Below are 23,734 nucleotides of genomic sequence, written 5' to 3'. Positions count from 1 at the left end.
AGGTGGGTGGCCTCCCTGATTACTCGCGGATCGCTCCGGTCAAACTCGTCGAGCTCACGGCCGGTCCGCCTCTCCAGGCCGTACCCAAGGCAGCCTGACCGGGCGGCGATGCCACCACCAGCCACGATCGGTGACAGCCGAACCCGACTTCGCCTGACGCGCCAGCATTTCCCCGCCGTCCTCCTCCGTGTGCGCGAGGAACACCGTGTCGAGTTCCCCGGCCGCACGGGAGAGGGGCTCCCGCAGCTCTGCCGGTGCGGTCGTCAGCCGTACGTCGAGGTGGTCACGGGTCTGCAGATCCTGCACGTACGACTCCAGCGGATAGCGTCCCGTCGGCGCCCAGTCACCCGCCATCCGGCGGACGAGCCGCTCCCACAGGAGCAGCCATTCCCTTGCCCTGTTCGACGGGTCTTCAGCCCGTGCGACCCGCTCGGGATCGACAACAGCGACAAATGCGTCCGTTACCGGAGTCGCGATCTTCTCCTCTCTGAAGATTTCCGGCAGCAGATCGACCCGAGCCAACGGAAACCGAGGGACGGATGCCTCGACCACCGAGACCGTGTAGTCGATGTCGGGGCCGTCCGCCTGCTCGACCCGTGCCCGCGCGACCAGGCCATCAGGCGTGACAAGCCAGTAGGCGGACGGAATGACCTCCTCCGCGTGCCACAGCAGAACCGTATTCAGACGCTGCGAGAGTGCGGTCGCCAGCTCCGCCGTAGCAGGAGCATTGCGGAACTGCTCCCCCAGTTGGATTTCCAGCAGTGCGGCCAGATCTCCGTGCACGACGGCATAGTCACACAGCACCAGAGCGTCCCAGTCCCGCCCCTCCAGGCATCCGTCCGCGTCTGCCGTGTCGACCATGTCCGGTTCCACGTTCAGGACTTCAGCCAGAACAGCGCCGAGAACATCCGGAGGGGACATGTCGGAGACAAGAAAGTTATAGATCACTCGTACGTTCCTTCGTATATCGCCTTGGCCTTGGCAACTCGCTCCGGATGATTAGTAAAACGGGGATTCCTCTTCAGTTGAGGAGAAGCATCGACGTCGCCCTTGTGTTTCGCAATCTCGATGAGCGCGGCATATTCATGCGTGTCCATCTCGACCATACCCGGACCCGATTCAGGGTAGACCCTACCCGTGTCCTCGACTCCGTACGTCCGTCCGTCGACCTCGTACCGATTCCCATCTTTCAGCAGCTCGGCCCTCCCCTCGGCGATGGCCTTGATATCTGCGTCTATCTGCTTCTCGTAGCCACGCAGGATGACGGTATTCTTTGCCGCTTGCGGCTTCTTCTGATGCGTCACACCTCTGAGATAGTGGCGATCATTCGGCCGCTTCAGCACCAGTCCCTTCGCAGGACCGGAAATGTCATCCCTGGCCTGCCATTCACATCCGTTGTTGTTGTGGACGAGGGCGTTCGCAGAACCGATACCAACGTAGTACGTGTGAATTCCAGCGACAGCCAGGTCATACGTGGTCCGGCGCTGAACGTATCGGGAGACCGAAGCCACCTGAATGGGTACCCCCGCAGAGGTCCTCAGTCGGTCGCCGACACGCACTTCTCCGGCATCGGCCCAGCGGCGCCGGTCAGAGAGCCAGAACGGATGCGTGTCCGTGGCAACCAACTGGTGCACAGGGCCTTTCGTCCGGACCTTCAGAACCGTGAAGTCCTTGTCATCCCTTGTGATGAACGTCCGCGTCACAGGACGCTCAGCCGTAACGCCTGTCAGCGGATCCGTGGCAATGACCTTGTCACCGACCTGCACATCCTCAATGGCGCGGTGTGAGCCGTCCGCCATCAGCACCGGGGTACCGGGCAGGAAACTGTGGCTGACGGGGCACGCGTTCGGCTCTTTGTCCGGCTTCTTCGGTTCCTCGGCGTCTGGCTTGCGCTTGGCGTCAGAAGCTTTGTCCGCAGCCTTCTTGGCGTCCTTGCCCAGCTTGCCGATTCTGCCGATCAGCTTGGCTTCGCCGTAGCCCGGGATGAACAGCGAGCCGACGTTCCAGCCGACCGTACCCACGGCCCGGCCGTAGTCGCCGTTCTTCCACATGTCGCGGACCTCGTCGCCGACGAACATGTCGTCCGCGACGTTCGCAACGGTCTTTCCCGATGCCTTGCCCCAGCCCCAGACGGCGCCGAGATAGTCACCCTTGTCCCACTTGTTTCCAGCCTCCTTGGAGTCCTCGCTCCACCGGGCCCCCAATCCCTTGCCGTACTCCTTGATGCCGTCCAGGGCGTCGACCGGGTGCATGATCGTGTCGAAGGTCCCGGTGACATCGCCCCAGAAGCCGTCAACAGTGGCCCCTTTGAAGAAGCCTCCTACTTGCTTGACCCCGCAGGAGAAGACCCCCCACCCGCTGCAGTCGTCGCCGTCTTCCTTCTTCTCCTGATCGCCTCCTTTACGCTCACCCTCCTTTTCGCCTTCCCCCTTGACCTCGTCTTCAGCGGTCCTGACATCGCCCGCACCCAGGCCGTCGGCCGGGGTATCCGGGCCGCCCGCCTCGGTATTCACGTCCGCGTCGCCGCTCTCCCCGCCCGGGGTGGGGGTGGGGCACGCGCTGCCGCTGAGTTCGCAGACCGCCGACTGAAGGCCATCGGTGATCCGGCCTCCCACCCCGGTCGCGACGAGGCCGCCGATGATGGCGACGACCACCACGACCAGCCCCAGATACTCCGCCGCCGTCTGGCCGCCGTCCGTACGCCACTTGATCATGCGAGCGAGCCGGAACGGACGGCGCTCGGCCCGGTCGAGCGGTGCGAGCAGGAACCATTCGCGTGACGGCCGGCGACACAGCAGCACGATGATGACGACGGGCAGCACCAGTTGCGTCAGCCCACGCCCGCCGCCGTCACCGAGCGTCCTCAACGCCCCGACGAGCAACCAGCCCTGGACCGCCAGCAGCCCCCACCGGACCCGCGCCCCGCCCGTCCACGCCCACCGGGACAGCACCAGCCCGACGACCCCGGGCGCGGCCGCATACGCCAGCAGGCCCAGGAGTTGGCCGTCCACCGCGTCCACGGACGCGGCGGTCATCAGCGCCCCGACCCCGCCCAGCACCGTCAGGCCGAACAGCACGCGCACAAGGATCAGCGCGATCTGAAGCGGCTGCGGTAGCGGCTGCCGCCCCGAGCCGTACGCGAACAGCCCTGGCGGTGCGGGCGGGACGGTGGCTCCCCCTATGCCTGACATGACTGGGCACTCACTCCTCAGCGACGCGTGATGGCTCGATCACCAGATTCAAGCACATTCGCGATCGCGAAGCATGGGCCTACGGGCCCAATCGCACTCCACCACGAAGGTTCGCAGATTGGAAGGGTTCTGCGCCCCACACGATGTCCAGGGGATGTCCGACGGTACGTTGCTCAGGCAATGTAGCTACCGATCACGTTCGACACTCCACGCTCGGGCCCACCCCGTGCATGGGCCCGAGCGGAGCCCAACGGAACGTCCACTTCAGCGACGAGCCCGTAGCAGAACCGACCCGGTACGCGACAACGTCACCCAGGATCCAACGCCCCGCCGGGCCAACAGTCGGAGGGGGCGCCGACATCGCCCCTCGCGGACGACGGCCGTGCCGAGGTCGTGGTGGTGAGGGTGCTGATCCCAACGGAGGGAGAGCGCCGACCGGACGGCAGTCCGTAGGCCGCGCAGCCCGGCTGTTCCGGGAGGGTGAAGCTCCAGGCCGGACTCGCCGGCTTACCTGCCCAACGCATCCGAGCCTGAGCACGTCACCGTACGCGCCATTCCCTACCCTTCGCCGCCTGAGCCGCGAGTTCAAAGACCGGCAAGGCCGACCATCTGCTCTGAGGGGACGCAAAGCGGCGGACCTGCATGTCGTTGCAGATCCGCCGCTCGGTGTTCGCGCCGTGAGGGGTGAGAGCCTACGACTCCCCACCACGCGGGAAGGAGACCTCCACGCGGCGGTTCTTCTTGCGGCCTTCCTCCGTGCTGTTGTCCGCGATCGGATAGTCCTCGCTGTATCCCCGGACCTCATAGGAGATGGCGGAATTGCTCAGTTCCTCGCTGAGGACCTTCTGGACCGCGTCCGCGCGCTGCTTGGAGAGCACCTTGCCGTGCTCATAGGACCCGAGATTGTCCGTGAAGCCGAAGACACGGATCTTCGTGGCGTTCTGCTTCTTGATCTCGTCGGCGATCGCGGTGATACGGCCGTTCGCCTTGCTGCTGAGCGTCGCGCTGTCCTTGCCGAAGAGGACCTCGGCCTGGAGCGCGAACTTCACGGTTTCGTTGGTGTCCTCGCGTCGCTCTTCACCGCCCATGTCCTCGACGACCTGCACGATGTCGAGCACCTTGGCCGGCGCCAGCGTGCCGCCCTGGGGCAGTTTGAGATTGGGAGAGTTCGTGTCGACCTCGACCGGCGGCGAGGCGGACGCCTCGGTACCGGGCGGCACGCTCGGAGCGTCGTCCGCCACGGCGGTCCCGGCGCCGAAGACATGGGCGGTCGCCAGGAACGCCAACGCCACCACCGTTGCTCCGGCGCTGCGCGGGTGCCTCGTACGGGTAGGGATGTACGTCATGTCGACCATCACCCGGAGATCTTCAGCGAGGCGACGGCAAAGGTCGGCAGAGCCAGGTCAACGTCTGTGGTGCCCTCCGGCGGTGCGGGGAACTGCATGAAGACCGGTGCTGTCTTGCTCGGCTGAAGCGGCAACAGCCCTATGGTGCAGAGGCAGCGCATCTCCGTGTCCCGAAGGACGTAATAGCGCTTCTTGCCAGCTTTGTCGATCAACGTAGCGCCTGCAACAGAGTTGGGGCTCTTCGACACCACCTGCGTCTCGGCACCCGCGAACCCAGACATGTTGACCACCTGATCCGTTGGGTTCTTGATCGACCCACTGATCGTGACGAAGCCACCGGAGTCACGTTCGGCCTGGTTGACGACCAGGACCAGACCACTGCGCCCGGTGACCTCGGCAAGCTTCACATTCGGGTCCGGCTGATCGGCGGAAGAGGTGTCCTGATCCTTGTTCTTCTCGGCCGACGGCTGTGAGGAGGAACCGGAGTTAGCCTTCTTGCCGTCGTCGTTGTCACCGCCGCCGCAGCCAGCCACAGTCAGGGCCAGCGTGACCGCCAGTGCGGCCACCGCCACTCCCCTGTGGCCCTTCGTGATGTGCCGAATGCTCATGTCTGCTGTTCCTTTGCTCGTCATTCGCTGTCAGTCCGCATCGACCAGGTGCACAGTAAAGAGGATCTTGCTCAAGCTCTCCCAGGAGCCCGGGTCGGTGGGGTCGATGTTGATGTGGTCTCCACCGTGACAGTTGAAGTCGATCGGACCGGGCTTGTCGTCCTCTTCTTTGCCATCGTCCGTACCGCCGTCCGTGTCGCCACCGGGCGAAGCACTGCCTTCAGGCTCCGGCTCCGGCAGCGAGCACCGGAACTCGACCACGGCCGTCGCCCGGGCCGTGGCATGCCGCTGCTCGGTCCCAGGAATCACCGACTTACCCACGGTGTACCGGGTCTTGACATCCACAGTGATCTCGTCCCGAAGGAAGCCGGGTACCGAGAAACAGCCGCGACCAGTACCGTCGATGGGCGTCACATCGGCGCGGTTCTTCGCGGCAAGCTCCCTTGCCGCAGCGCACGGACCGGGATCGAAGAACTTGTTGTCGTCGAAGAAGTCTTCCAGCCCGCCCGGCAGCAGCAGGGCGGCAAGGAATCCCGTCCCCATTTCACTCCGGGCCTCCTGAGCCGCAGCGAGCGCTGCGGCATCAGCCGCCCCCTGCGCCCCGTTGCGTACCGCGGACGCCTTGCCGACGGTGAAGAAAGCGAACGCGAGAAAGAGCAGGCTCGCCACCATCACAATGTAGATGGGGAAAGCCTGCCCTCGATCGCCGTATCGGTTCTGGATCATCCGGCGGTGATGGTGCCCACCAGACCGGTGATACGAGTCGTGATCGCCCCGCCAATACCCGAGGCCACCATGCCACCGATGATCGCGACGACCACCAGGATGATGCCCAGGTACTCGAAGGCCGTCTGGCCGCGGTCCCCGGCCTCGGAGCGCTTCTGGATCTTCGAGACGGCGGTGTTCGCCCAGCCGTTCACGCGGACCTTGGTGTCGACGGCGGCCTTCAGCATCATGTTGTTCGACATGGGGTTCCCCTCCGGGTTCGGCCGACCGCCTGCCGGCCGACGAGTACGTCTCTTCGGTGCCACTTCCGTTACCGACTTCCTCCTGGCCGGTTCCGTTGGCGACATGAGAAACGTACGCCGAAACACCAGGTGCGCCAGAGGGCCCCAGGGCCCAATGCCGGGCCCAAAGCGAGGACTGGGCCCTCCCGCACGACGGCTGGGTCCAAATGCCCACGTCCATGCCCGGCTCGTCGATGCAGCTCGGCCCACCCCATCGGACCGCCTCACCACGTGCACTCCGCCGTTCAGCCATGGCCGACCGCCCCTGCCTCCGCTCCCCCGCCCGGCGTCGTGCCGAGCCACTTCGCTATCGCCTCACTCCGGCTGCGGCAGTGGAGCTTGGCGAAGATCCGGTTGATGTGGTTCTTGACCGTCTTCTCGCTGATGAAGCAAGTGGCGGCAATCTGCTGATTGCTCATGCCGGACGCGATCAGTTTCATGATCTCCACCTCCCTCGAACTCAGCCCGAACTCTTCCCGGTAGTGGGGTGCGGGGGTACTGCGTGGTCCACCCCTGGACTGTGCCACAGTAGATTGCATTTGCGAAACCCCTTGAGGGGTTCGAGACCCGTTCGACGCCAACTCATCAGCCTTTTGGCCGGTTCTGGCCGCCCTGGGCGAGGGGATACTCGAAACGTTTGCATGTGCATTCGCATCATGGTGCGGGGAGTGAATCAGAGGCTGCGGGTCGCCGCCATAGGGGACCCCCGTCGTGTACACCCCTCCGAGGCCCTCCGGGAGCGCTCGGCCCTGGGCAGGGGCCGGACCGCTGCGCATGTGGTCCAGCAGGGCGTTGGCCGCCGTGGGGGTGAAGTGGGCCCGGCCCTGCTTGATGTCGCGTACGGCCGCGACGAGTTGGTCCGCGGTGAACTCGCCGTGGACCAGGTAGCCGCCGGCCCCCAGTCGCAGCGCCTCGTGGACGATCTCGCTCTCCCGGCTGTACGTCAGCATCATGACCGGGGATATCCGTACGAGATGGGGCAGGGCCGAGATGCCGTCGACGCCCGGCATCCGTACGTCGAGCAGGACGACGTCGGGGCGGGTGCGCTGGGCCACCTCGTGGGCCTGGCGGCCGTCCGCGGCCTCGCCCACGACCTGGATGTCGTCCCGGCCGGAGAGCAGCACCGTGAGCCCGGCGCGTACGACCGGGTTGTCGTCGGCGACGACCACCCGCAGCGGTACGGCGGCCATGGGCCCCGGGAAGTCCGGCAGTGCTGTCGACTCGGCGGCGGGCGGGGGAGCCGGCAGGGGTATGGAGGGCAGCGGGGAGTGAGGAGCCCCGTCGTGCGCCGACGTGTACTGGGACGCATGACGTGGTGTGTGCTGCTGCCCTGAAGGGCGGTAAGGGTCGTCCGGCATCGTGCGGTCTCCTCTCTGGGGAAACGGGAGCGGGAGGTCGAAGGTGTTCAGTCGTGGTCGGGCGGTGGCGCCGAGCGGAGCGCCACCAGCGGCAGGTCGACACGTACCTCCGTACCGACCGCCGCCTTGCCCTTGCCGATACGGATACGGGCCCCGATCGCGGCGGCCCGTTCGACCATCCCGACGAGGCCGAAGTGCCCGGCCCGCCGGAGGTCGTCGAGGGTGATGCCGGGTGGGAGCCCCCGGCCGTTGTCGTAGACGCTGATACGGAACTGGTCGCCGACGGTGCCGGCGGAGACGTCCACCGTCTCCGGCCGGGCGTGGCGGTGGGCGTTCTCCATCGCCTCGGAGGCGATGGTGAGCAACTGCCGGGCCACCACGTGCGGCACGGCAGGTACGGTCTCGTCGCCGAATTGCCGGAACGACACCGTGAGGCCGCTGCGGTGTCCGAAGTCCTGCGTACGGGCGGCAAGTTCATCCATGACGGGCACACCCCCGTCGAGCCCGGATTCGCGCCGCAGGTCCGAGAGCAGCTCCCTCGACTCGCCCGCCGCGCGGCGGGCCGAGCGCGCGACCAGCTCAGCCTGCTGCCGTACGGTCTGCGCGTCCATCCGGCCGGCCGAGCCCGCGAGCCCTTCGGCCGCCATCGCCAGCCCGTGCAACGTCTTGGCGACCGAATCGTGCATCTCCCGGGCGAGTCGCGCCCGTTCCTCCTCGATCGCCTCGCTCACGGCGAGCCGTGCCCGGGTCTCGGTCAGCGCCTGGCTGGCGCTGCCGAAGCGGAGCAGCAGGCCGCGCAGGGTGACGCCGACCGCGCCCGCGATGACGCAGAAGCCGGGGAGGAGGAGTGCCGTCGCGACCGTGGCGGTCAGTTTCTCGCTGGTCAGGTAGACCAGCGCGAGGATCAGGATCTGCAGCGACGTGAAGAACGCCGCACCCCGCCAGCCGTAGACGAGGCCCGCCAGCAACGGGGTGCAGACGGTGACGTACCCCAGGGTCGAGTCGGGTGTGGCGGTGATCAGCAGGAGGGCGCCGAAGACAGTGTCCGCGCCCAGCAGCCAAGGGTGCTTGAGCAGCAGTGGCCCGAACCGCTCCCAGTCGCGGAACAGGACGTACGAGCCCATGAACGTGACCAGGACGGCGCCGCTGACCAGCACCGTCGGTGCGCCGGTCGCGGTGCCCGCCAGGGCGAACGGAGTGGCCATGGCGATCATGGCCAACCGGAATCCGAAGACCTGACGGCACATCGCCTGGAGCGCGTTGAGCTGCAGGGACAGAGCCGGCTCATCCTCGGTCTCGGTCGGCGTGATCCGCAAATCCGCAGTCAACCCGCCCCGCAGCCAGGTCAGTTGTTCTGCCATGTGCCTGACACCTCCTTCCATGACTCCCCCGTGATGTACGTCATGTCAGCCACCCAGGAAGCTGAAGTCCACGTTCGCCCCGTACACGAAGCCGACGGTCAGCAGCAGCAGCGTGCCGGGCAGCAGGAACGAGGTGACCGCGAAGGTCGCCTTGGGGACGGCCTTGGCCGCCTTGCGCCGCGCGTTCTGGGCGTCCGTACGGCGCATGTCGTTGGCGATGGCGATCAGTGTGTCGACGATCGGCGCGCCCAGTTCCTCGCCCTGCTGGAGCGCGGTGACGAACATCGCGACCTGCTCGGAGTCGTTGCGCTTGCGCAGCTCCTCGAACGCCTGACGGCGGCTGACCCCCATGTCCATCTGGCGCAGGGTGATACGCAGTTCGTCGGACCAGGGGCCCGCGTACTTCTCGGACACCCGGTCGAGCGCCTGCCGGAATCCGAGGCCGGCGCTGACGACGACCGCGAGGACGTCTAGGAAGTCGGGCAGGGTGCGCTCGATGTGGTCCCTGCGGACACGGATGGCGGACCAGATGCCCGCCTCGATCCAGAAGAGACCGAAGGCGATCATCACGACGGACAGGAAGACCTGACCTCGGATGATCATCGAGAAGGCGCCGGCGAAGCCCAGGGCACCGTAAACGGCGCGCCGGGCCGCGTAACGGTCGATGGTCAGACCGCCCGGGTTGCCGGCCAGGTCGATCTGGCGGCGCTTCTTGTTGACCTGCTTGGGTCCCATCATCCGCAGTACGGCGGGGGCCCAGCGCATACCGAGCCGGTCGATGCCGGAGCCGACGGCGCTGGTACGGGTGGAACCGACCTCCAGGGCGATGGCGAGGTCACCGGGCAGTTTGGCGTCGGCCCGGTACATACGGATGCCGTGGATGGCACCGTACACACCGAGGCCGATCACGAGCGCGAGCAGCAGTTCCATGTCTGCCTCTCCCCTCAGATGTCGATACGGGACAGGCGGCGGATCACAATGAATCCGATGGCGTAAAGAATCAGCGCGGCAATGACGGCGACCTGTCCGATGAGCGCACTGGTCATACGGTCGAGGGCTCCCGGCATCACCGCGTTCAGCAGAAGCAACGCGGCGAAGCCGAAGCCCGGGACCGCGTACGCGGTCACCGTCACCTGCGAGAGCTGGGTCTTGACCTCGCGACGGGTCTCCTTGCGCTCCTCCAGCGTCTCCGTGAGGTTGCGCAGCGAGCTGACGACCGTACCGCCGGCCCGGTTGGAGAGCACCAGCGTGGTCACCAGGACGACCAGTTCACGGGAGGGCAGCCGCTCGGACAGCTCGCCGAGCGCGTTGTCCAGCGACTCTCCCACCGCCAGCCGCCGGGCGACCCGGCCCAGTTCCTCACCCGCAGGTGCCTCCAGTTCATCGGCGGCCATGGCGATGGAGGTGCGCAGGGCGAGTCCGGCCTGAGTGGCATTGGCGAGGATGCGGGAGAGCTCGGGAAGCTGGTTGATGAAGCGCTCGGTCCGCTTGGCGCGCTGCCAGTTGAGGAAGGCGTTGGCACCCCACAGCGCCGTGAGTCCGGCCAGCGGGCCGAAGAACGAGGCCAGGATGGACGAAGCGATCAGCCAGAGCGCGACCACCGCGGCAAGCATGTAGACGAAGTACTCGCCCGGGGTGAGGTCGAGACCGGTCGACGCCAGTTTGAGTTCGAGCCTCTTGCCGATCTTCGTCTTGCGGAGCCTGCGGTCCAACCCGTTGAACCTGCGGTGACGGCCGACGATCGGTATCTGGCCGGTGGTGGAGAGCCGGTCGACAAGCGCCTGGCGCTGGGACTTGCCCGCCGCGTAGGCGTGCACGCCCATGACGCCGAACAGGCAGCACAGCAGAGTGACGCCGATCGTGGGCAGAACGAGATTGTTCATGACGGGCTACCTACTTGGCCTCTCGGGTGAGGAGCTGTTCTTCGGACGCGGCGACTCCGAAGGCCTGGGGAATGGGCTGGTTGGCCATGTAGAGACGCTCGGCCACGCGTCGCGGAAGCGGGAAGTACTCGAAGGTGCCGTGGATCCGTCCATCGGCGTCCATGGGACGCGCCTTGAAGCGGACGGCGCTGACGATGCGGTACGCGTCCCTGCCGTGCGAGTCGAGCACCGCGATCTCGGTGATCCGGCGGGAACCGTCGGCGTGCCGGGTGAGCTGCACGATCACGTCGACGGCGCTGTTGATCTGGTCGTGCAGCGCCTCGAAGGGGATCTTGATCTCGGACATCGACGCCAGGGTCTGGAGACGCATCAGCGCGTCCTCCGCGTTGTTGGCGTGGACCGTGGCGAGGGATCCGTCGTGACCGGTGGACATCGCCTGGAGCATGTCGAGGGATTCGCCGCCTCGGACCTCACCGACGACGATACGGTCGGGGCGCATACGAAGGGAGTTACGGACGAGGTCGCGGATGCTGATGTGTCCCTTGCCCTCGACGTTGGCCGGGCGGGACTCCAGCCGGATGACATGGGCCTGCTGGAGCTGGAGTTCGGCGGAGTCCTCGATGGTGATGATGCGCTCGCCCTCGGGGATCAGCCCGGAGAGCGCGTTGAGCAGGGTCGTCTTACCGGTGCCGGTGGCGCCCGAGACGATGATGTTGAACTTCGCCTGGACGAGCCCCGACAGCAGAAGGACCATCTGCTCGTCCAGCGAGCCGAAGTTGAGCATCTCGTTCAGGGTGAAGGCACGGGGGAACCGGCGGATGGTGAGCGTGGCGCCGGTCAGGGAGAGCGGCGGGATGATGACGTTGACGCGCTCACCGGACGGCAGACGGGCGTCGACCATCGGGTTGGACTCGTCGACGCGCCGGTTGACGGTGGAGACGATGCGCTCGATGGTCTGCATGAGCTGGTCGTGCGAGCCGAACCGCATCGGGAGCTGTTCCACCCGGCCGCCGCGCTCGACGAAGATCTGGTCGGGCCCGTTCACCATGATTTCCGTGATCGAGGCGTCCTCCAGAAGAGGCTCCAGGATGCCGAGGCCCAGGGCCTCGTCGACGACCCGGCGGATGAGCTGGGCGCGCTCGACGGTGGAGAGCACCGGGCCCTCGCGGCTGATGATGTGCCCGAGGACACGCTCCAGCCGGGTGCGCCGGTCGGCGGCCGCCAGGGCGGACATCTCGGCGAGGTCGATCTCTTCCAGCAGCTTGGCGCGGTAGGTGACGACGAGGTGACTGTCTTCCCCCGTCGCGCCGTTCTCCTCGGGGGAGGTGATCCGTGCCCGCAGGCTCATGGTGCGTAACTCCTTGGTGATGCTGGCCTGCTGGGGTGCCGGCCGGGCCGGTGGTGCTCAGTCGAGAGGCATGGTGGAGCTGCGCTTCGCCGCTCCCCAGAGACCTTCCATGCCCGGAACCACGGACGGAACCTCGATCGTGGCCGTGTAGGTGATGTCGCGGGTGCCCGAGCTGTGTGCGAGGTCGAGGTCATCCGACAGCCATTCGCTGATCGCTCGGCGACCCGCCGTTTCGGGAAGCAGTTCCTGGTCCAGCGCGTCCTGGCTCGCCGTCCGCGCCGCCGCACGGGCCGCCGTGCCCGCCTGGTTCGCGGTGTACGCCGCCACTCCGAGCTGGATCGCGAGGAGCGCCACGAGCAACAGCAGCGGTATGAAGCCCAGATACTCGATGGCGACCTGGCCGGATTCACGGCGACGGCGGCGGGTGGTGCCCTTGCGCTCTGTCATGGCTTCAGCTCTCCTTGACCGACGCGGCATCGCCGTCGACCTTGAACGGGAAGTTCAGTGCGCCGGGCATGAGAACCGGTACGTGGAGCGTGACCGTGGCACGGAAGAGGCCGGGCTCCTCGGTGCACACGACCCCCGCATCGCCGCCCCAAGCGCTCGGCAGATCCTCCTTGGCCGCGCGTTGGCACTCCTGCAGCTGCACACCCCTCGCGGCTCCGGTGCCCGTGCGCGCCCCGACGTCCGCCGCGTTCCCCGCCAGGATGAACGTGTAGCCGATCAGCGCGCACTGCCAGAGCGCCACCAGGAGCAGGATGATCAGCGGCGTGACGCCCACGAACTCGATCGCCGTCTGCCCCCGGTCACGGTCACGGCCGGGCGTCCAGCGGCGCGCGAGACTCGCCCGGACGGGGAGGGTGGAGCCGGCCCCGTCCGGGCCGTACGTCTGCCTCCGCCGACCCGTTCGTTCCCCCGAAAGACGCATGGTCAGCCATTCCCCTCTGTGGATCCGGAGCCGGAGCCCGATCCGCCTCCGCCGCCCCTGCGGCGGCGGGTGCCGATGGCTCCTCGGTCGTTGCGGAACTTGGCGTTCTTTTCGGTGCCTTCGGGGATCTTCACCAGGCCGAGTTCGCCGGCCAGCCCCCACAGCGCCTGTTTGACGACGCTCTTGCTCTCCAGTTCGTGCAGCCGGCCCGCGTCCACCACGCTCTGGAGTTCCTTGAAGTTGGCGGGGACCGCGGAGTTCGCCAGCCGGGTGCCGGTGATCTTCTGGATCAGGGCCGGCTGGATCTCCGTGGCGCGGCTGTAGCGGTTGACGACCGTGGTGGTCTCCTCCGCCTTGCGGATCTGGAGCCGGTCCCACAGCCGTACGATGCGCTTCGCCGCCCGTACCGCGATGACGTCCGGTGTGGTGATCAGGAGCGCGGTGTCGGCCATTTCCACGGCGGCGGCGTTGGCGCCCGTCATCTGCGTACCGCAGTCGACGACGACCACCTCGTACCGGGAGCGGAGCGCGCTGATGATCTGGCGGACCGCGCGGTCGGTGACCTCTTCGCCGCGTTCGCCCTCGCCGGGGGCGAGGAGCAGGGCCAGGCCGCTGCCGTGGCTGAAGACCGCGTCGGACAGGACGCGGGGCGAGATGTCCGTGATGGCGGCCAGGTCGACTATCGACCGGCGGAACTGGACGTCGAGGTACGAGGCCACATCGCCGGCCTGGAGGTCCATGTCGACCATGGCCACCGTCCTGCCGGATGCCTGGGCGGCCAGGGCGAGCTGGATCGAGACGAGGGTCGCGCCCACCCCGCCCTTGGCCCCGGTGACCGTGACGACGGTGCCGCCGGGGCCCGTGAAGACGTCGCCGCCGTGGCCGAGGTGGCGGCGCACGCCGACCGACCACTGGGCGGCGGCCTGGAGCCGGTTGGCCAGCTCCTCGTAACTGAGGGGCATCGCGACCAGGCCGCGGGCGCCCGAGTCCATGGCTGCCGCGAACAGGCCCGGACTGGCGTCGGCCGTGACGAGGACCACCCCGACCGCCGGGAAGCGGAGCGCCACCTCGCGGATCAGCTCCAGCGCCGGGACCGGGCCGATCCGCTCGTGCACCAGCACCACTTCGGGCAGCTCGTCGAGCGATTCGCCGGCGAGCCGGGCGAGCAGGTCGATGAGTTGCGTCGAGTCCGACACCGGCGGCGCCGGCTCCACGTCGGGGAGCTGGCTGAGCAGGGTGGTGATGGATCTGGCCGCGTCGGCGTCCCCGACGGCCGGGATGATCCTCGTGGACATCAGTTCCTCACTTGTCCTTGCCGAGCTCGTACGTGCGTTCGCCGGGACGGAGCGTGGTGTCACTGCCGGGAGCGACGAGCGCGAGGCGGACGTGCTGCGCGAAGGACTCCGCGTACGCGATGCGCTGGGCGTCGAGGGTCTTGAGGGCGAAGGTGATCGGAACCGCTTCGGTGGTCTGGTTCTTGGATTCCCTGCTGGGCTCCAGCGCCGTCAGCTTGCCGACGTCCAGAACCTTCGCGTTGGAGACGATGATCTTCGACTGGGCCGCCGCGCCCTGGCTCTCGGCCGCGAACGTGGCGAAGACATTGACCGAGGCGCCCGGAGTGATCTTGCCCGCCACACCCGTGGCGGCATCGATCATGATGGCGATCTCCTGCTCTCCGGGCTGGAGCGCGGGACGCTTGACAATCATGTCGTTCTGGAGAAGCGAGCCCTTGCGCAGTTGGGTGATGGCCACCTTGCCGCCGACCTCGGAGAGGTTGGTGACCGCATTGTCGGAGAGCCAGCGCTTCGGCATGGTGATCTTCTCGAACTGGTCATTCCGCAGGACCTCGTAGGGAGCCACGTCCGACTTCAGCCGGTAGGCGACCACTTCGGGGCCGACCTTCGAATTCACGTCGCTGATCACGGAAAGGACACCTACGAACGCGGCGAAGGCGCAAAGGACGGAAAGGAGCAGAAGTATGACGCCACGGCGCTGGCGGGAGTTCATGAACCGTACAACCTCGATCGGGGACGTCGGTGGGGAACGGACAGGAGCGGGTGGGCGGTTGTGAGAGGAGGTGGGTGGGGGCGGTTGTGGGTGGGGGCGGTTGTGTGCCGGTGGACGAGGAGTGTGAGCGGTGGACGAGACAGGTGCCGCTGGGAAGGGGCTGACTGCCGCCCACTGCTCAGCAGTGTCCGCCTGTTGTGTGTCAGGTGTCTGCAGGGGCTCTGTACCGGTTCCGTTGCGGCTCCGTGGCGGTCCACGGCTCCACGACTACGGCTCCTGACGTACGGGGACCCCATCATTCAGGACACCGGTTGGCTGAGATTGGTTCTCGGGAGTGTGCAACGGCGAGGAACAGAAACCACACCGGTCTCCTATCAGCTCCATTCCGCACCAATGACACCGCTCACGCCGGACGGATGCCACCAACTGGTACATCACGGAGATGTCCGGAAGGTGCGCGGCGAATTCCACCAGTTTGCCGGTTCCCCACCAGCGCGCCGACTCCGCGGGCAGTTCGGCCTCGGACACCCCCGCGACCTGCCAGGCCGGGGCGAGCGTCTCGGCGACCCAGTCGGACTGCGACTGGCCGCGGGCGACCAGGAGCTGGGTGGCGAAGTCGGGGCCGGTCAGTTCGCCGGAGCCGATCTTGATGAGCTGCGGCTGCGGGGCGGCGACCACACCGAACTGCGAGCCCGGCACCCAGGACCTGGCGTGTGCCTTGAGGCTGACGGGGACCCGGTCGAGTTTGGCCACGGAGCCGAGCAGCGCGCCCGCGTGGATGTAGTGGGACAGCAGCCGGGCGGCCGAGGCGACCACGCCGGGGCTGAAGTCGCATATGGACAACTGGCGCAACTGGCGTACGAGTACGGCCAGCCCGAGCGGCGGGAGATCCGATCTGAGCAGCGCGACACGGTCCGTCTCCAAGACGGACCGCACGGCGTGCAGCCGGCGCTCGTACGCGGCCGGGATCGAGGACGGATAGACGGCGACGACGTAGCCGTACTGCTCGACCAGCACCTGCATATCGGTGAGGGCGTCCTCGAACGGCTGCGCCTCGGGGGGCTTGAACGCCGCGGCGGTGGGCGTCTGCTGGTCCTGTGCCGGCAGCACCAGATCGGCGCTGGTGACGGCGATTGCGGTCGACACGTGCTGATTCCCCGTTTCCATCCAGTAACCGGCGGAGCCCGCCGGGAACCGCGGGCCGCCTACTGCTGAATACACCCGCGTCGGCACTTTATCCAGCCCAATCCGCGACTACCAAGCTTTTCACCAGACGGAACGCCATAAGGGTCGATAGGCAGCCGAATTGGACAAAACGCTGCGCCGATATCGACCATGACCCCGGGCGTGAACTGTGGGGATTCCGTGTGCGTCACATCCGCCACCGCCTCCACTCGAATGTGAAAACGAAACAAGTTCACTTTGCCGAAATTTCAACGTCGTTAACGTTTCACCGCGTGGACGAACGACCCGCCGCCCGCGCTCACCGCCACAACTCCATTGGCCTGAACCAACTTTACGCCTGGCGAACAGGGACTCGGCAAGAGCAATCGCTTCGATCTTCGCCGCGGGCACGGTTCAGGTGCCACTCGGGCGCGACCGGGCAGCAAGGCGGGCGCCGAACGCGCCGACGCCCGCCTCTCGCCCCCGGCCTCCCGGGGAACGGGCCTACCAGGGAATGTCCCGTACCTGCTGGACGCACAGCACGATGAACAGCAGCCCTCCCGCCGCCAGCATCACATTGCTCAGGATCCCGTTGCGCCACTCCGCGGGGGTACGGGAGGAGTTGAGCAGCCAGATCAGGGTGAGCGCGAGGAACGGCATGAAGAAGGCGCCGAGCACGCCGTAGACCACGACCAGGCCGAAGGGCTCGTCGAGGAAGAGCAGCGAGATCGGCGGGAAGGTCAGCCACAGCAGATAGGCGCGGAACGGCAGCGAGCGCTCCCGCTCGCCGGACGCGACCTCCTCGACCGCCGCCCCGGCCCCGGAAGCCCCGGAAGCCCCGGGGGCGCCGGACGCCGCCGCGCGGTCCGCGCGGTCCGCGCGGACGCGCTCCACGAAGTCCGCGAACATCAGGCTCACGCCGTGCCACACCCCGATGAGCGACGAGAACGACGTGGCGAAGAAGCCGACCAGGAAGAGCTTGGCGGTGGCCGGGCCGAACCGGTCCTCCAGGATCGTGCCGAGATCGATCAGGCCCCGGTCGCCGGAGGTGAGCGCGATGTGGGAGGAGTGCAGCAGTTCGGCGCCGACGACCAGCATCGCGACGACGAAGAGCCCCGTGGTGATGTACGCGACCCGGTTGTCGAGCCGCATCACCTTCATCCAGGTGGAGTTGGTCCATCCCTTGGCGTTGACCCAGTACCCGTACGCCGCCATGGTGATCGTGCCGCCCACCCCGCCGATCAGCCCGAGCGTGTAGAGCAGCGAGCCGTCCGGCAGGACCGGGGCGAGCCCGGCGAAGGCGTCGCCGAGGTCGGGCGCGACGCGGATCGCGACGTACATGACCACCACGAACATGATGCCGATCAGGACCGTCATGACCTTCTCGAAGACGGCGTACTGGTTGAACCAGACGAAGACCAGGCCGATCAGACCGGTGATGACCGCCCAGGTCTTGAGCCCGGGACCGTCCGGGAAGAGCGCGACGATCGGGAGCGCGCTGGAGGACATGGCCGTCGCCCCGTAGACGAAGCCCCAGATCACGACGTACACGGCGAAGTATCCGGTGGTCCACCGGCCGAGGCTGCGCCAGCCGTCGAAGAGGGTGCGTCCGGTGGCGAGATGCCAGCGGCCCGCCGCCTCGGCGAGGGAGATCTTGACGACGCAGCCGATGACCGCCGCCCACAGCAGGGTGTAGCCGAACTTGCTGCCCGCGATGAGCGTGGCCACCAGGTCGCCCGCGCCGACGCCGGTCGCGGCGACCACGATTCCGGGGCCGATGTAGGTCCAACTCGACCTGCGGGGCCGGGAGGTGGTGGTGCCGGCATCGTCCGTGCCGGCGCCACCCATGCCGGTCTCCGTTGTTCCTGCCATACGTATCATCGCCTCCCGCTCGTCTCGTTACGTGACCCAAGTCACCAAAGCGGGATGACGATCATCGCGCAAGAGGGCCTGCGGTGAGGGTTCGGTGGTCGCGGAGGGAGGGGAGGGCGGGGAGGGCGGGGCGCGGTAGATGTGGGTACGCGAGGGCGGGACGCGGGAGATGCGTGTACGCGGAGGGCGGGGCGCGGGAGGTGCGGGTACGCCTGCTCAGATCACCAGGCTCAGCAGCGCCGCCACCACGAACCCCGCCACCGACAGCACCGTCTCCAGTACCGTCCAGGACTTGAGGGTGTCGCGCTCCGATATCCCGAAGTACTTCGCGACCATCCAGAACCCCCCGTCGTTGACGTGCGACGCGAAGATCGAGCCCGCCGAGATCGACATGATGATCAGGGCGAGGTGCGCCTGCGAGAGCCCCTGGCCCTCGACCAGCGGGACGACGATGCCCGCCGTGGTGACGATCGCGACCGTCGCCGAGCCCTGCGCGACGCGCAGCACGACCGAGATCAGCCAGGCCAGCACGATGACCGGCAGGCCCACGTCGTTGAAGGTGTCGGCGAGCGCGTCCGCGATGCCGCTGCCCTTGAGGACGGCGCCGAAGACCCCGCCCGCGCCGACCACCAGCAGGATGTTGCCCACGGGCTTGAGGGAGGCGGTGGAGACCGTCTCCAGGGAGCCGCGCGACCAGCCGCGCCGGATGCCCAACAGGTAGTAGGCGAGCAGCAGCGCGATCGTCAGCGCCACGAAGGGGTGGCCGAAGAACTCGATGACGGAGCGGAGCGTCGAGGGGTCGAACGCGATGGACGAGAAGGTCGCGAGCAGGATCAGGATCAGCGGGGTGCCGATGATGGCGAGGACCGTGCCGAGCGCGACGGGGGTCTCCCGCGGGGTGACGCCCGAGGCGCGCTGTTCGGCGGCGACGGCGGCCTTGGCCTCCTCCGCCGCCTCGACCATGTCCTGCGGTACGTCGACGAAGAGGCGGTTGCCGATCCACGCGGCGTAGGCCCACGCGGCGAGTACGGCCGGGATCCCGACAATGGTGCCCATCAGGATGACCCAGCCCAGGTCGACCTCGAAGAGCCCGGCGGCGGCGACGGGCCCGGGGTGCGGCGGCAGGAACGCGTGCGTCATGGAGAGCCCGGCGAGCAGCGGCATCGCGTACAGCAGGATCGATTTGCCGGAGCGCTTGGCGGCGGCGTACACGATCGGCGCCAGGACGAAGATGCCGACGTCGAAGAAGACGGGGATGCCGAAGACGACCCCGGTGACGCCCATGGCGAGCGGGGCGCGCTTCTCGCCGAAGAGCCGGAGCAGCCGGGTGCTCAACACCTCGGCGCCGCCGGAGACTTCGAGGATGGCGCCGAGCATCGTGCCGAGTCCGATGATGATCGCGACATGGCCGAGGATGCCGCCCATCCCCGATTCGATCATCGATACGGCGGCGGACTTCTGGACCGTGCCGAAGAGTTCGGTGACGGAGAGTCCGGCGGCGAGGCCGACGGCTATGGAGACACCGAGCAGCGCCACGAAGGGCTGGAGTCTCACCTTGATGATCAGGACGAGGAGCAGGGCGATACCGAGGGCGGCGACGGTCAGCAGACCGGCGGTTCCGCCGATGAGGAGCAGCAGACCACCCGTGTGGGGTGGGGTGGCGGGGACGGGCGCGTCAGCGGCGAGCAGCATGGGGACCTCTGGACCTCTGGTCGGGGCAGGACATGGAGGATCGCGGAGCGGCGAGTGCTGTACCTGTGCTGTGTACCTGTGCTGTGTGCGAGTGCTGTGGGCGAGTGCTTAGTGCGAGTGCTGTACGGGTGCGGTGTGCGGGGAAGCGGAGAAAGGGGAAGGGCGGAAGGCGGCGGGCTCAGCCCAGGACGGCGAGCGCGTCGATCTCGACGAGGAGGCCGGCGGGCAGCCCGACGTAGACCGTCGTCCGGGCGGCGGGCGGCTGCGTCAGCCCCTGCGCCTCGAAGTAGGTGTTGTAGATCTCGTTCATCTCGGCGAAGTGGTCGACGTCCGTGAGGTAGACGCGCACCATCATCGCGTCGTCCCAGCTCGCGCCGCCCTCCTCCAGGATCGACTTGACGTTGTCGAGGGTCTGGAGCGTCTGCTCGCGCAGGGTCGGACCGGCCGGCGTCGGCGGCTGCCCCTCGACGGCCGGGAGGAAGCCGACCTGGCCCGCGACCTGAAGGATGTTGCCCTTGCGGACGCCGTGCGAGAACCGCGCCGGCGGGATGGTGTGCGTGGCGGGCGTCAGCGCGGTCTTGCCTGTGGGGGCGGTCTGCTCGGTCATCGGGCTTCCTTGTCTGGGTGGGGGGCGGTGCCGGAGTACTCCCGGCTGATCGCGTCGGCGGTACGGCGCACCAGCGGGAGCAGGGCGAGGAGTTCGTCGGCGCCGACGACGACGTTCGGCGCGGAGACCGACATCGCGGCGACGACCCGGCCGTCCGTGCCCCTGATCGGGGCGGCGACGCAGTTGATGGACTCCTCGTGGCCACCGAGGTCGGTGGCCCACCCCTGTTCGCGTACGGTCGCCAGTTCCTTGAGGAAGGCGGCCGCGTCGGTCGTCGAACGGGGCGTGTACGCGGGGTAGTCGAGGCGTTCCGCGACGGCGCGGCGCTCGGCTTCGGGAAGGTCGGCGAGGAGCAGCTTGGCGACGGCGGCGACGGTGATCGCGACCGGTCTGCCGATCCGCGAGTACATCCGGACCGGGTAGCGGCTCTCGACCTTGTCGATGTAGAGGACGTCGCCCTCCTCGCGCACGGCGAGATGGACGGTGTGGCCGCACTGTTCGTTGAGCGCGGCGAGATGGGGGTGGGCGATCTCGCGCACGTCCAGGTTCTCGACGGCTTCCTGGGCGAGCGCGAAGAGCCGGGCGCCGAGGCGGTAGCGCTGGTCCTGCTGGCGGTGGACGAGTCCGTGCTCGTGGAGCGTACGGAGCAGCCGGAGCGCGGTGGACTTGTGGACGCTGAGCCGCTCCGCGACCTGCCCGAGGTCGGCGGGGCCCTGGGCGAGCAGCGGGAGGATGCTCAGCGCGCGGTCGACGGTCTGGCTCATGCGGTACGTACCTCCGGCTCGCCCGCGCCCGTCCAGCCCGGTCCGAGACGCAGTGTGCCCCAGGCGCTGTCGTCCAGTGCGGCGAGGCGGTCGGCGTGGTCCCGGGCGGGCGGCGTGGCGAGGTCGCCGGCGACGGTGAGGGCGGCGGCGGCCATGAGGTGGCCGTGGCGCAGCCGGGCGGCGACGGGCAGTCCGCGCAGGGTGGCGGAGAGGAAGCCGGCGGCGAAGGCGTCTCCGGCGCCGACGGGGGCCACGACGTCGACGCGCAGCGCGGGGACGGTGGTGACGGTGTCCCCGGACCCGGTACGCGTACGCGTGTACGCCGTCGCGCCCTCGCTGCCGCGCTTGACCACCAGCGTCCGCGGCTCGGGCAGCGCCGCCCGGATCGCGTCCGCGCCGTGCAGGTCCCAGGCTTCGGCGGCCTCGTCCTCCCCGACGAGGACGAGGTCGGCGCCGCGCGCCAGGTCGAGGAGCACCCGGGCGCCGTCCGTGTCGCGCCACAGGCCGGGGCGGTGGTTGATGTCGAAGGAGAGGAGGGGGCGGCCGGGTGCGCGGCGGGTGAGTTCCCTGGTGAGGGCGAGGCAGCCGTCCGAGAGCGCGGGGGTGATGCCGGAGAGGTGCAGGACGCGCCCGGCCCACAGGTCCTCGTACGGCAGGGTGCCCGGGGCCAGCGCGGAGGCGGCGGAGCCCGCCCGGTAGTAGGCGACCTCGTGGACGTCGGTGGCGCGGTCCGTGGCCGTACGGAAGTAGATCCCGGTCGGCCGGTCCGGGTCCCTGCGGACGCCGGAGGTGTCCACGCCGTACGCGCCGATCGCCTCGACCAGGTGGTCGCCGAAGCCGTCGGCGCCGACGCTGCTGACCCATTTCACGCTGTGTCCCGCGCCCGCGAGTGCGCAGGCGACGTTGGACTCGGCGCCGCCGATCGTCCGGTCGTACGAGGGGACGTCCGCGAGCCGGCCGGGGCGCGTGGGCAGGAAGGTGACCATGGACTCGCCGAGGCAGACAGCGTCCACGCTCGGGGTGACGGCGCGGTCCGCGGCTACGGTTCCGCTCGCGGTTCCGGTCACGCTGGGGCTCCTCGTGGGTCGGGAGTGTCGAGAGAGGTCGACAGGTGCGGGGGAGATCGGTGGCGTCGGGAGGGGTCAAGGGCGTCGTGCGGGGCACCATTGACCCGGTGTCTGCCCGGATGTTAGACACCGGGGAGCGACATACGCAATGCCCGTTGCACAGAACGCAACGTCATGCGTCAGCGTCCACCAGTAGGACGACCACGGCACCGACGACGGGAAGGCACCCATGGCCGCCGACGAGCACGCCGAGTACGTCGACCACCGCTTCAAGGGCCTCCCGCCGGACGCCGAGGGCCTGACCGTCGGCGCGCTCGCCGCCGAGCGCCGCTCCCTGTTCACCGGCGGTTTCACCACCCCCGTACTCGCGCTGTCCGCCGAGTCGGTCGAGCACAACCTCGCCCTCCTGGAGACGTACGCGGAGCGCCACGGCCTCGCCTTCGCCCCGCACGGCAAGACGTCGATGGCCCCGCAGCTCTTCGCGCGCCAGCTCGACCGGGGCGCGTGGGGCATCACCGCCGCGGTCCCCCACCAGGCCCGCGTCTACCGCGCGTTCGGCATCCCGCGGATCTTCCTCGCCAACGAGCTGGTCGACGCCGCGGCGCTGCGCTGGCTCGCCGCCGAGCTGGACCGGGACCCCGGCTTCCGCTTCGTCTGTTACGTGGACTCCGTGCGCGGCGTCGAGCTGATGGACGAGGCGCTGCGCGCCGCCGGCGCGGGCCGTCCGGTGGAGGTCGTGGTGGAGCTGGGCGCGGGCGAGGGCGCCCGTACCGGGGTCCGTACGGAGGCGGAGTGCGCGGCGGTCGCGGACGCGGTGGCCGGCGCCCCGACCCTGCGGCTGACCGGGGTGGCGGGGTACGAGGGCGAGGTGCCCGGCGCCGACGGGGAGACCGTACGCGCGTGGCTGCGGCGGCTCGTGGCGCTGGCGGCCGAGTTCGACAAGGCGGGCCGCTTCGGCGCCACGGACGAGATCGTGATCAGCGCGGGCGGCAGCGCCTGGTTCGACGCGGTGGCGGACGTCTTCGCCGAGGTCCCGGCGCTCTCCCGCCCGGTGTGCAAGCTGCTGCGCTCCGGCGCGTACATCTCGCACGACGACGGCCACTACCGCCGGATCACCCCCTTCAACCGCGTCGTCGGCGAGGGCTCCCTGGAGCCCGCGTTCCGGCTCTGGGCGCAGGTCGTCTCGCGCCCCTCCTCCGCGCAGGCGTTCGTCAACGCGGGCAAGCGGGACGCGGCGTACGACCTGGACCTGCCGGAGGCGCAGGTCGTACGGGACGGCCGCACCGGCGAGATCCGCCCGGCGACCGGGGTCACGGTCACGGGACTGTCCGACCAGCACGGCTGGCTCTCCACCTCACCCGAGGCGGAGCTGGAGGTCGGCGACTGGGTCGGGATGGGGCTGTCGCATCCGTGCACGTCGTTCGACAAGTGGCAGCTCATCCCGCTGGTGGAGGCGGACGGCACGGTCACGGACTTCGTCCGCACCTACTTCTGATCAGGGATCAGGATTGGATGCAGATTCGGGATCGGG

22 protein-coding genes are annotated in these 23,734 nt (G+C 68.4%); 1 reads left to right on the top strand and 21 read right to left on the bottom strand.

From position 1 onward, the window contains the following. Nucleotides 1–54: 54 nt before the first annotated feature. From ACIO3P_RS18095 to ACIO3P_RS17995, 21 genes are all read right to left on the bottom strand, one after another. Nucleotides 55–948 (bottom strand): hypothetical protein, encoded by an 894-nt coding sequence (locus tag ACIO3P_RS18095; protein ID WP_401851509.1) that lies wholly within the window; start codon nt 946–948, stop codon nt 55–57. Next, on the bottom strand, nt 945–3,191 hold the full coding sequence (locus ACIO3P_RS18090; RefSeq protein WP_401851511.1) for a polymorphic toxin-type HINT domain-containing protein: 2,247 nt from the start codon (nt 3,189–3,191) through the stop codon (nt 945–947). Before ACIO3P_RS18090 ends, ACIO3P_RS18095 begins: the two co-directional genes overlap by 4 nt. Nucleotides 3,192–3,883: 692 nt before the next feature. After that, nucleotides 3,884–4,537: an OmpA family protein gene (locus ACIO3P_RS18085; RefSeq protein ID WP_401851513.1), complete on the bottom strand. Its 654-nt coding sequence runs from the start codon at nt 4,535–4,537 to the stop codon at nt 3,884–3,886. Nucleotides 4,538–4,545: 8 nt separating this feature from the next. Then, a complete protein-coding gene (locus tag ACIO3P_RS18080) occupies nt 4,546–5,145 on the bottom strand; it encodes a hypothetical protein (RefSeq protein WP_401851516.1) in 600 nt (199 codons plus the stop codon). Nucleotides 5,146–5,175: 30 nt separating this feature from the next. After that, nucleotides 5,176–5,871, bottom strand: a complete 696-nt coding sequence (locus ACIO3P_RS18075; RefSeq protein WP_401851518.1) for a pilus assembly protein TadG-related protein — start codon at nt 5,869–5,871, stop codon at nt 5,176–5,178. Continuing rightward, entirely contained in the window at nt 5,868–6,113 is a 246-nt protein-coding gene (locus ACIO3P_RS18070; protein ID WP_401851520.1) for a hypothetical protein, read from the bottom strand. Before ACIO3P_RS18070 ends, ACIO3P_RS18075 begins: the two co-directional genes overlap by 4 nt. Before the next feature lie 284 nt (nt 6,114–6,397). After that, nucleotides 6,398–7,510, bottom strand: a complete 1,113-nt coding sequence (locus ACIO3P_RS18065) for a response regulator (RefSeq protein WP_401851523.1) — start codon at nt 7,508–7,510, stop codon at nt 6,398–6,400. 47 nt (nt 7,511–7,557) lie between these two features. Continuing rightward, entirely contained in the window at nt 7,558–8,871 is a 1,314-nt protein-coding gene (locus ACIO3P_RS18060) for a sensor histidine kinase (protein ID WP_401851526.1), read from the bottom strand. Nucleotides 8,872–8,916: 45 nt separating this feature from the next. Next, nucleotides 8,917–9,801, bottom strand: coding sequence for a DUF5936 domain-containing protein (locus ACIO3P_RS18055; RefSeq protein ID WP_329829011.1), 885 nt, complete (start codon nt 9,799–9,801; stop codon nt 8,917–8,919). 14 nt (nt 9,802–9,815) lie between these two features. Beyond that, nucleotides 9,816–10,754 (bottom strand): type II secretion system F family protein, encoded by a 939-nt coding sequence (locus tag ACIO3P_RS18050; RefSeq protein WP_401851528.1) that lies wholly within the window; start codon nt 10,752–10,754, stop codon nt 9,816–9,818. Between the two features lie 10 nt (nt 10,755–10,764). Then, nucleotides 10,765–12,102, bottom strand: a complete 1,338-nt coding sequence (locus tag ACIO3P_RS18045) for a CpaF family protein (RefSeq protein ID WP_401851530.1) — start codon at nt 12,100–12,102, stop codon at nt 10,765–10,767. Nucleotides 12,103–12,159: 57 nt separating this feature from the next. Next, the gene (locus ACIO3P_RS18040) at nt 12,160–12,549 is read right to left on the bottom strand and encodes a TadE/TadG family type IV pilus assembly protein (protein WP_329829007.1); all 390 of its coding nucleotides are present in this window, start codon (nt 12,547–12,549) and stop codon (nt 12,160–12,162) included. A gap of 4 nt (nt 12,550–12,553) precedes the next feature. Further along, entirely contained in the window at nt 12,554–13,030 is a 477-nt protein-coding gene (locus ACIO3P_RS18035; protein ID WP_401851533.1) for a TadE/TadG family type IV pilus assembly protein, read from the bottom strand. 2 nt (nt 13,031–13,032) lie between these two features. Continuing rightward, nucleotides 13,033–14,325 (bottom strand): AAA family ATPase, encoded by a 1,293-nt coding sequence (locus ACIO3P_RS18030; RefSeq protein ID WP_329829005.1) that lies wholly within the window; start codon nt 14,323–14,325, stop codon nt 13,033–13,035. A gap of 7 nt (nt 14,326–14,332) precedes the next feature. Then, nucleotides 14,333–15,037 carry a Flp pilus assembly protein CpaB gene (gene cpaB / locus ACIO3P_RS18025; protein WP_329829004.1) on the bottom strand — a complete coding sequence of 235 codons (705 nt, stop codon included), beginning with the start codon at nt 15,035–15,037 and terminating at the stop codon, nt 14,333–14,335. A 267-nt stretch (nt 15,038–15,304) separates the two neighbouring features. Beyond that, nucleotides 15,305–16,204, bottom strand: coding sequence for a hypothetical protein (locus tag ACIO3P_RS18020; RefSeq protein WP_401851535.1), 900 nt, complete (start codon nt 16,202–16,204; stop codon nt 15,305–15,307). 501 nt (nt 16,205–16,705) lie between these two features. Continuing rightward, nucleotides 16,706–18,073 carry an Nramp family divalent metal transporter gene (locus ACIO3P_RS18015; RefSeq protein ID WP_401851538.1) on the bottom strand — a complete coding sequence of 456 codons (1,368 nt, stop codon included), beginning with the start codon at nt 18,071–18,073 and terminating at the stop codon, nt 16,706–16,708. 216 nt (nt 18,074–18,289) lie between these two features. Further along, nucleotides 18,290–19,765, bottom strand: coding sequence for a GntP family permease (locus ACIO3P_RS18010; RefSeq protein ID WP_401851541.1), 1,476 nt, complete (start codon nt 19,763–19,765; stop codon nt 18,290–18,292). Between the two features lie 178 nt (nt 19,766–19,943). Then, nucleotides 19,944–20,372: a RidA family protein gene (locus ACIO3P_RS18005; RefSeq protein ID WP_401851544.1), complete on the bottom strand. Its 429-nt coding sequence runs from the start codon at nt 20,370–20,372 to the stop codon at nt 19,944–19,946. Beyond that, the gene (locus ACIO3P_RS18000) at nt 20,369–21,136 is read right to left on the bottom strand and encodes an IclR family transcriptional regulator (protein ID WP_401851547.1); all 768 of its coding nucleotides are present in this window, start codon (nt 21,134–21,136) and stop codon (nt 20,369–20,371) included. Before ACIO3P_RS18000 ends, ACIO3P_RS18005 begins: the two co-directional genes overlap by 4 nt. After that, nucleotides 21,133–22,122: a sugar kinase gene (locus tag ACIO3P_RS17995; RefSeq protein WP_401851778.1), complete on the bottom strand. Its 990-nt coding sequence runs from the start codon at nt 22,120–22,122 to the stop codon at nt 21,133–21,135. Before ACIO3P_RS17995 ends, ACIO3P_RS18000 begins: the two co-directional genes overlap by 4 nt. Nucleotides 22,123–22,432: 310 nt before the next feature. Here ACIO3P_RS17995 and ACIO3P_RS17990 point away from each other — a divergent pair, with 310 nt between their 5' ends. After that, a complete protein-coding gene (locus ACIO3P_RS17990) occupies nt 22,433–23,698 on the top strand; it encodes an alanine racemase (RefSeq protein WP_329828998.1) in 1,266 nt (421 codons plus the stop codon). Nucleotides 23,699–23,734: the final 36 nt, after the last annotated feature.

This window comes from Streptomyces sp. NPDC087310 (assembly GCF_044744405.1).
Classification (GTDB): Bacteria; Actinomycetota; Actinomycetes; order Streptomycetales; family Streptomycetaceae; genus Streptomyces.
The sequence above is the reverse complement of the archived record's forward strand: the minus strand, read 5'-3'. Positions and strand labels throughout refer to the sequence as shown.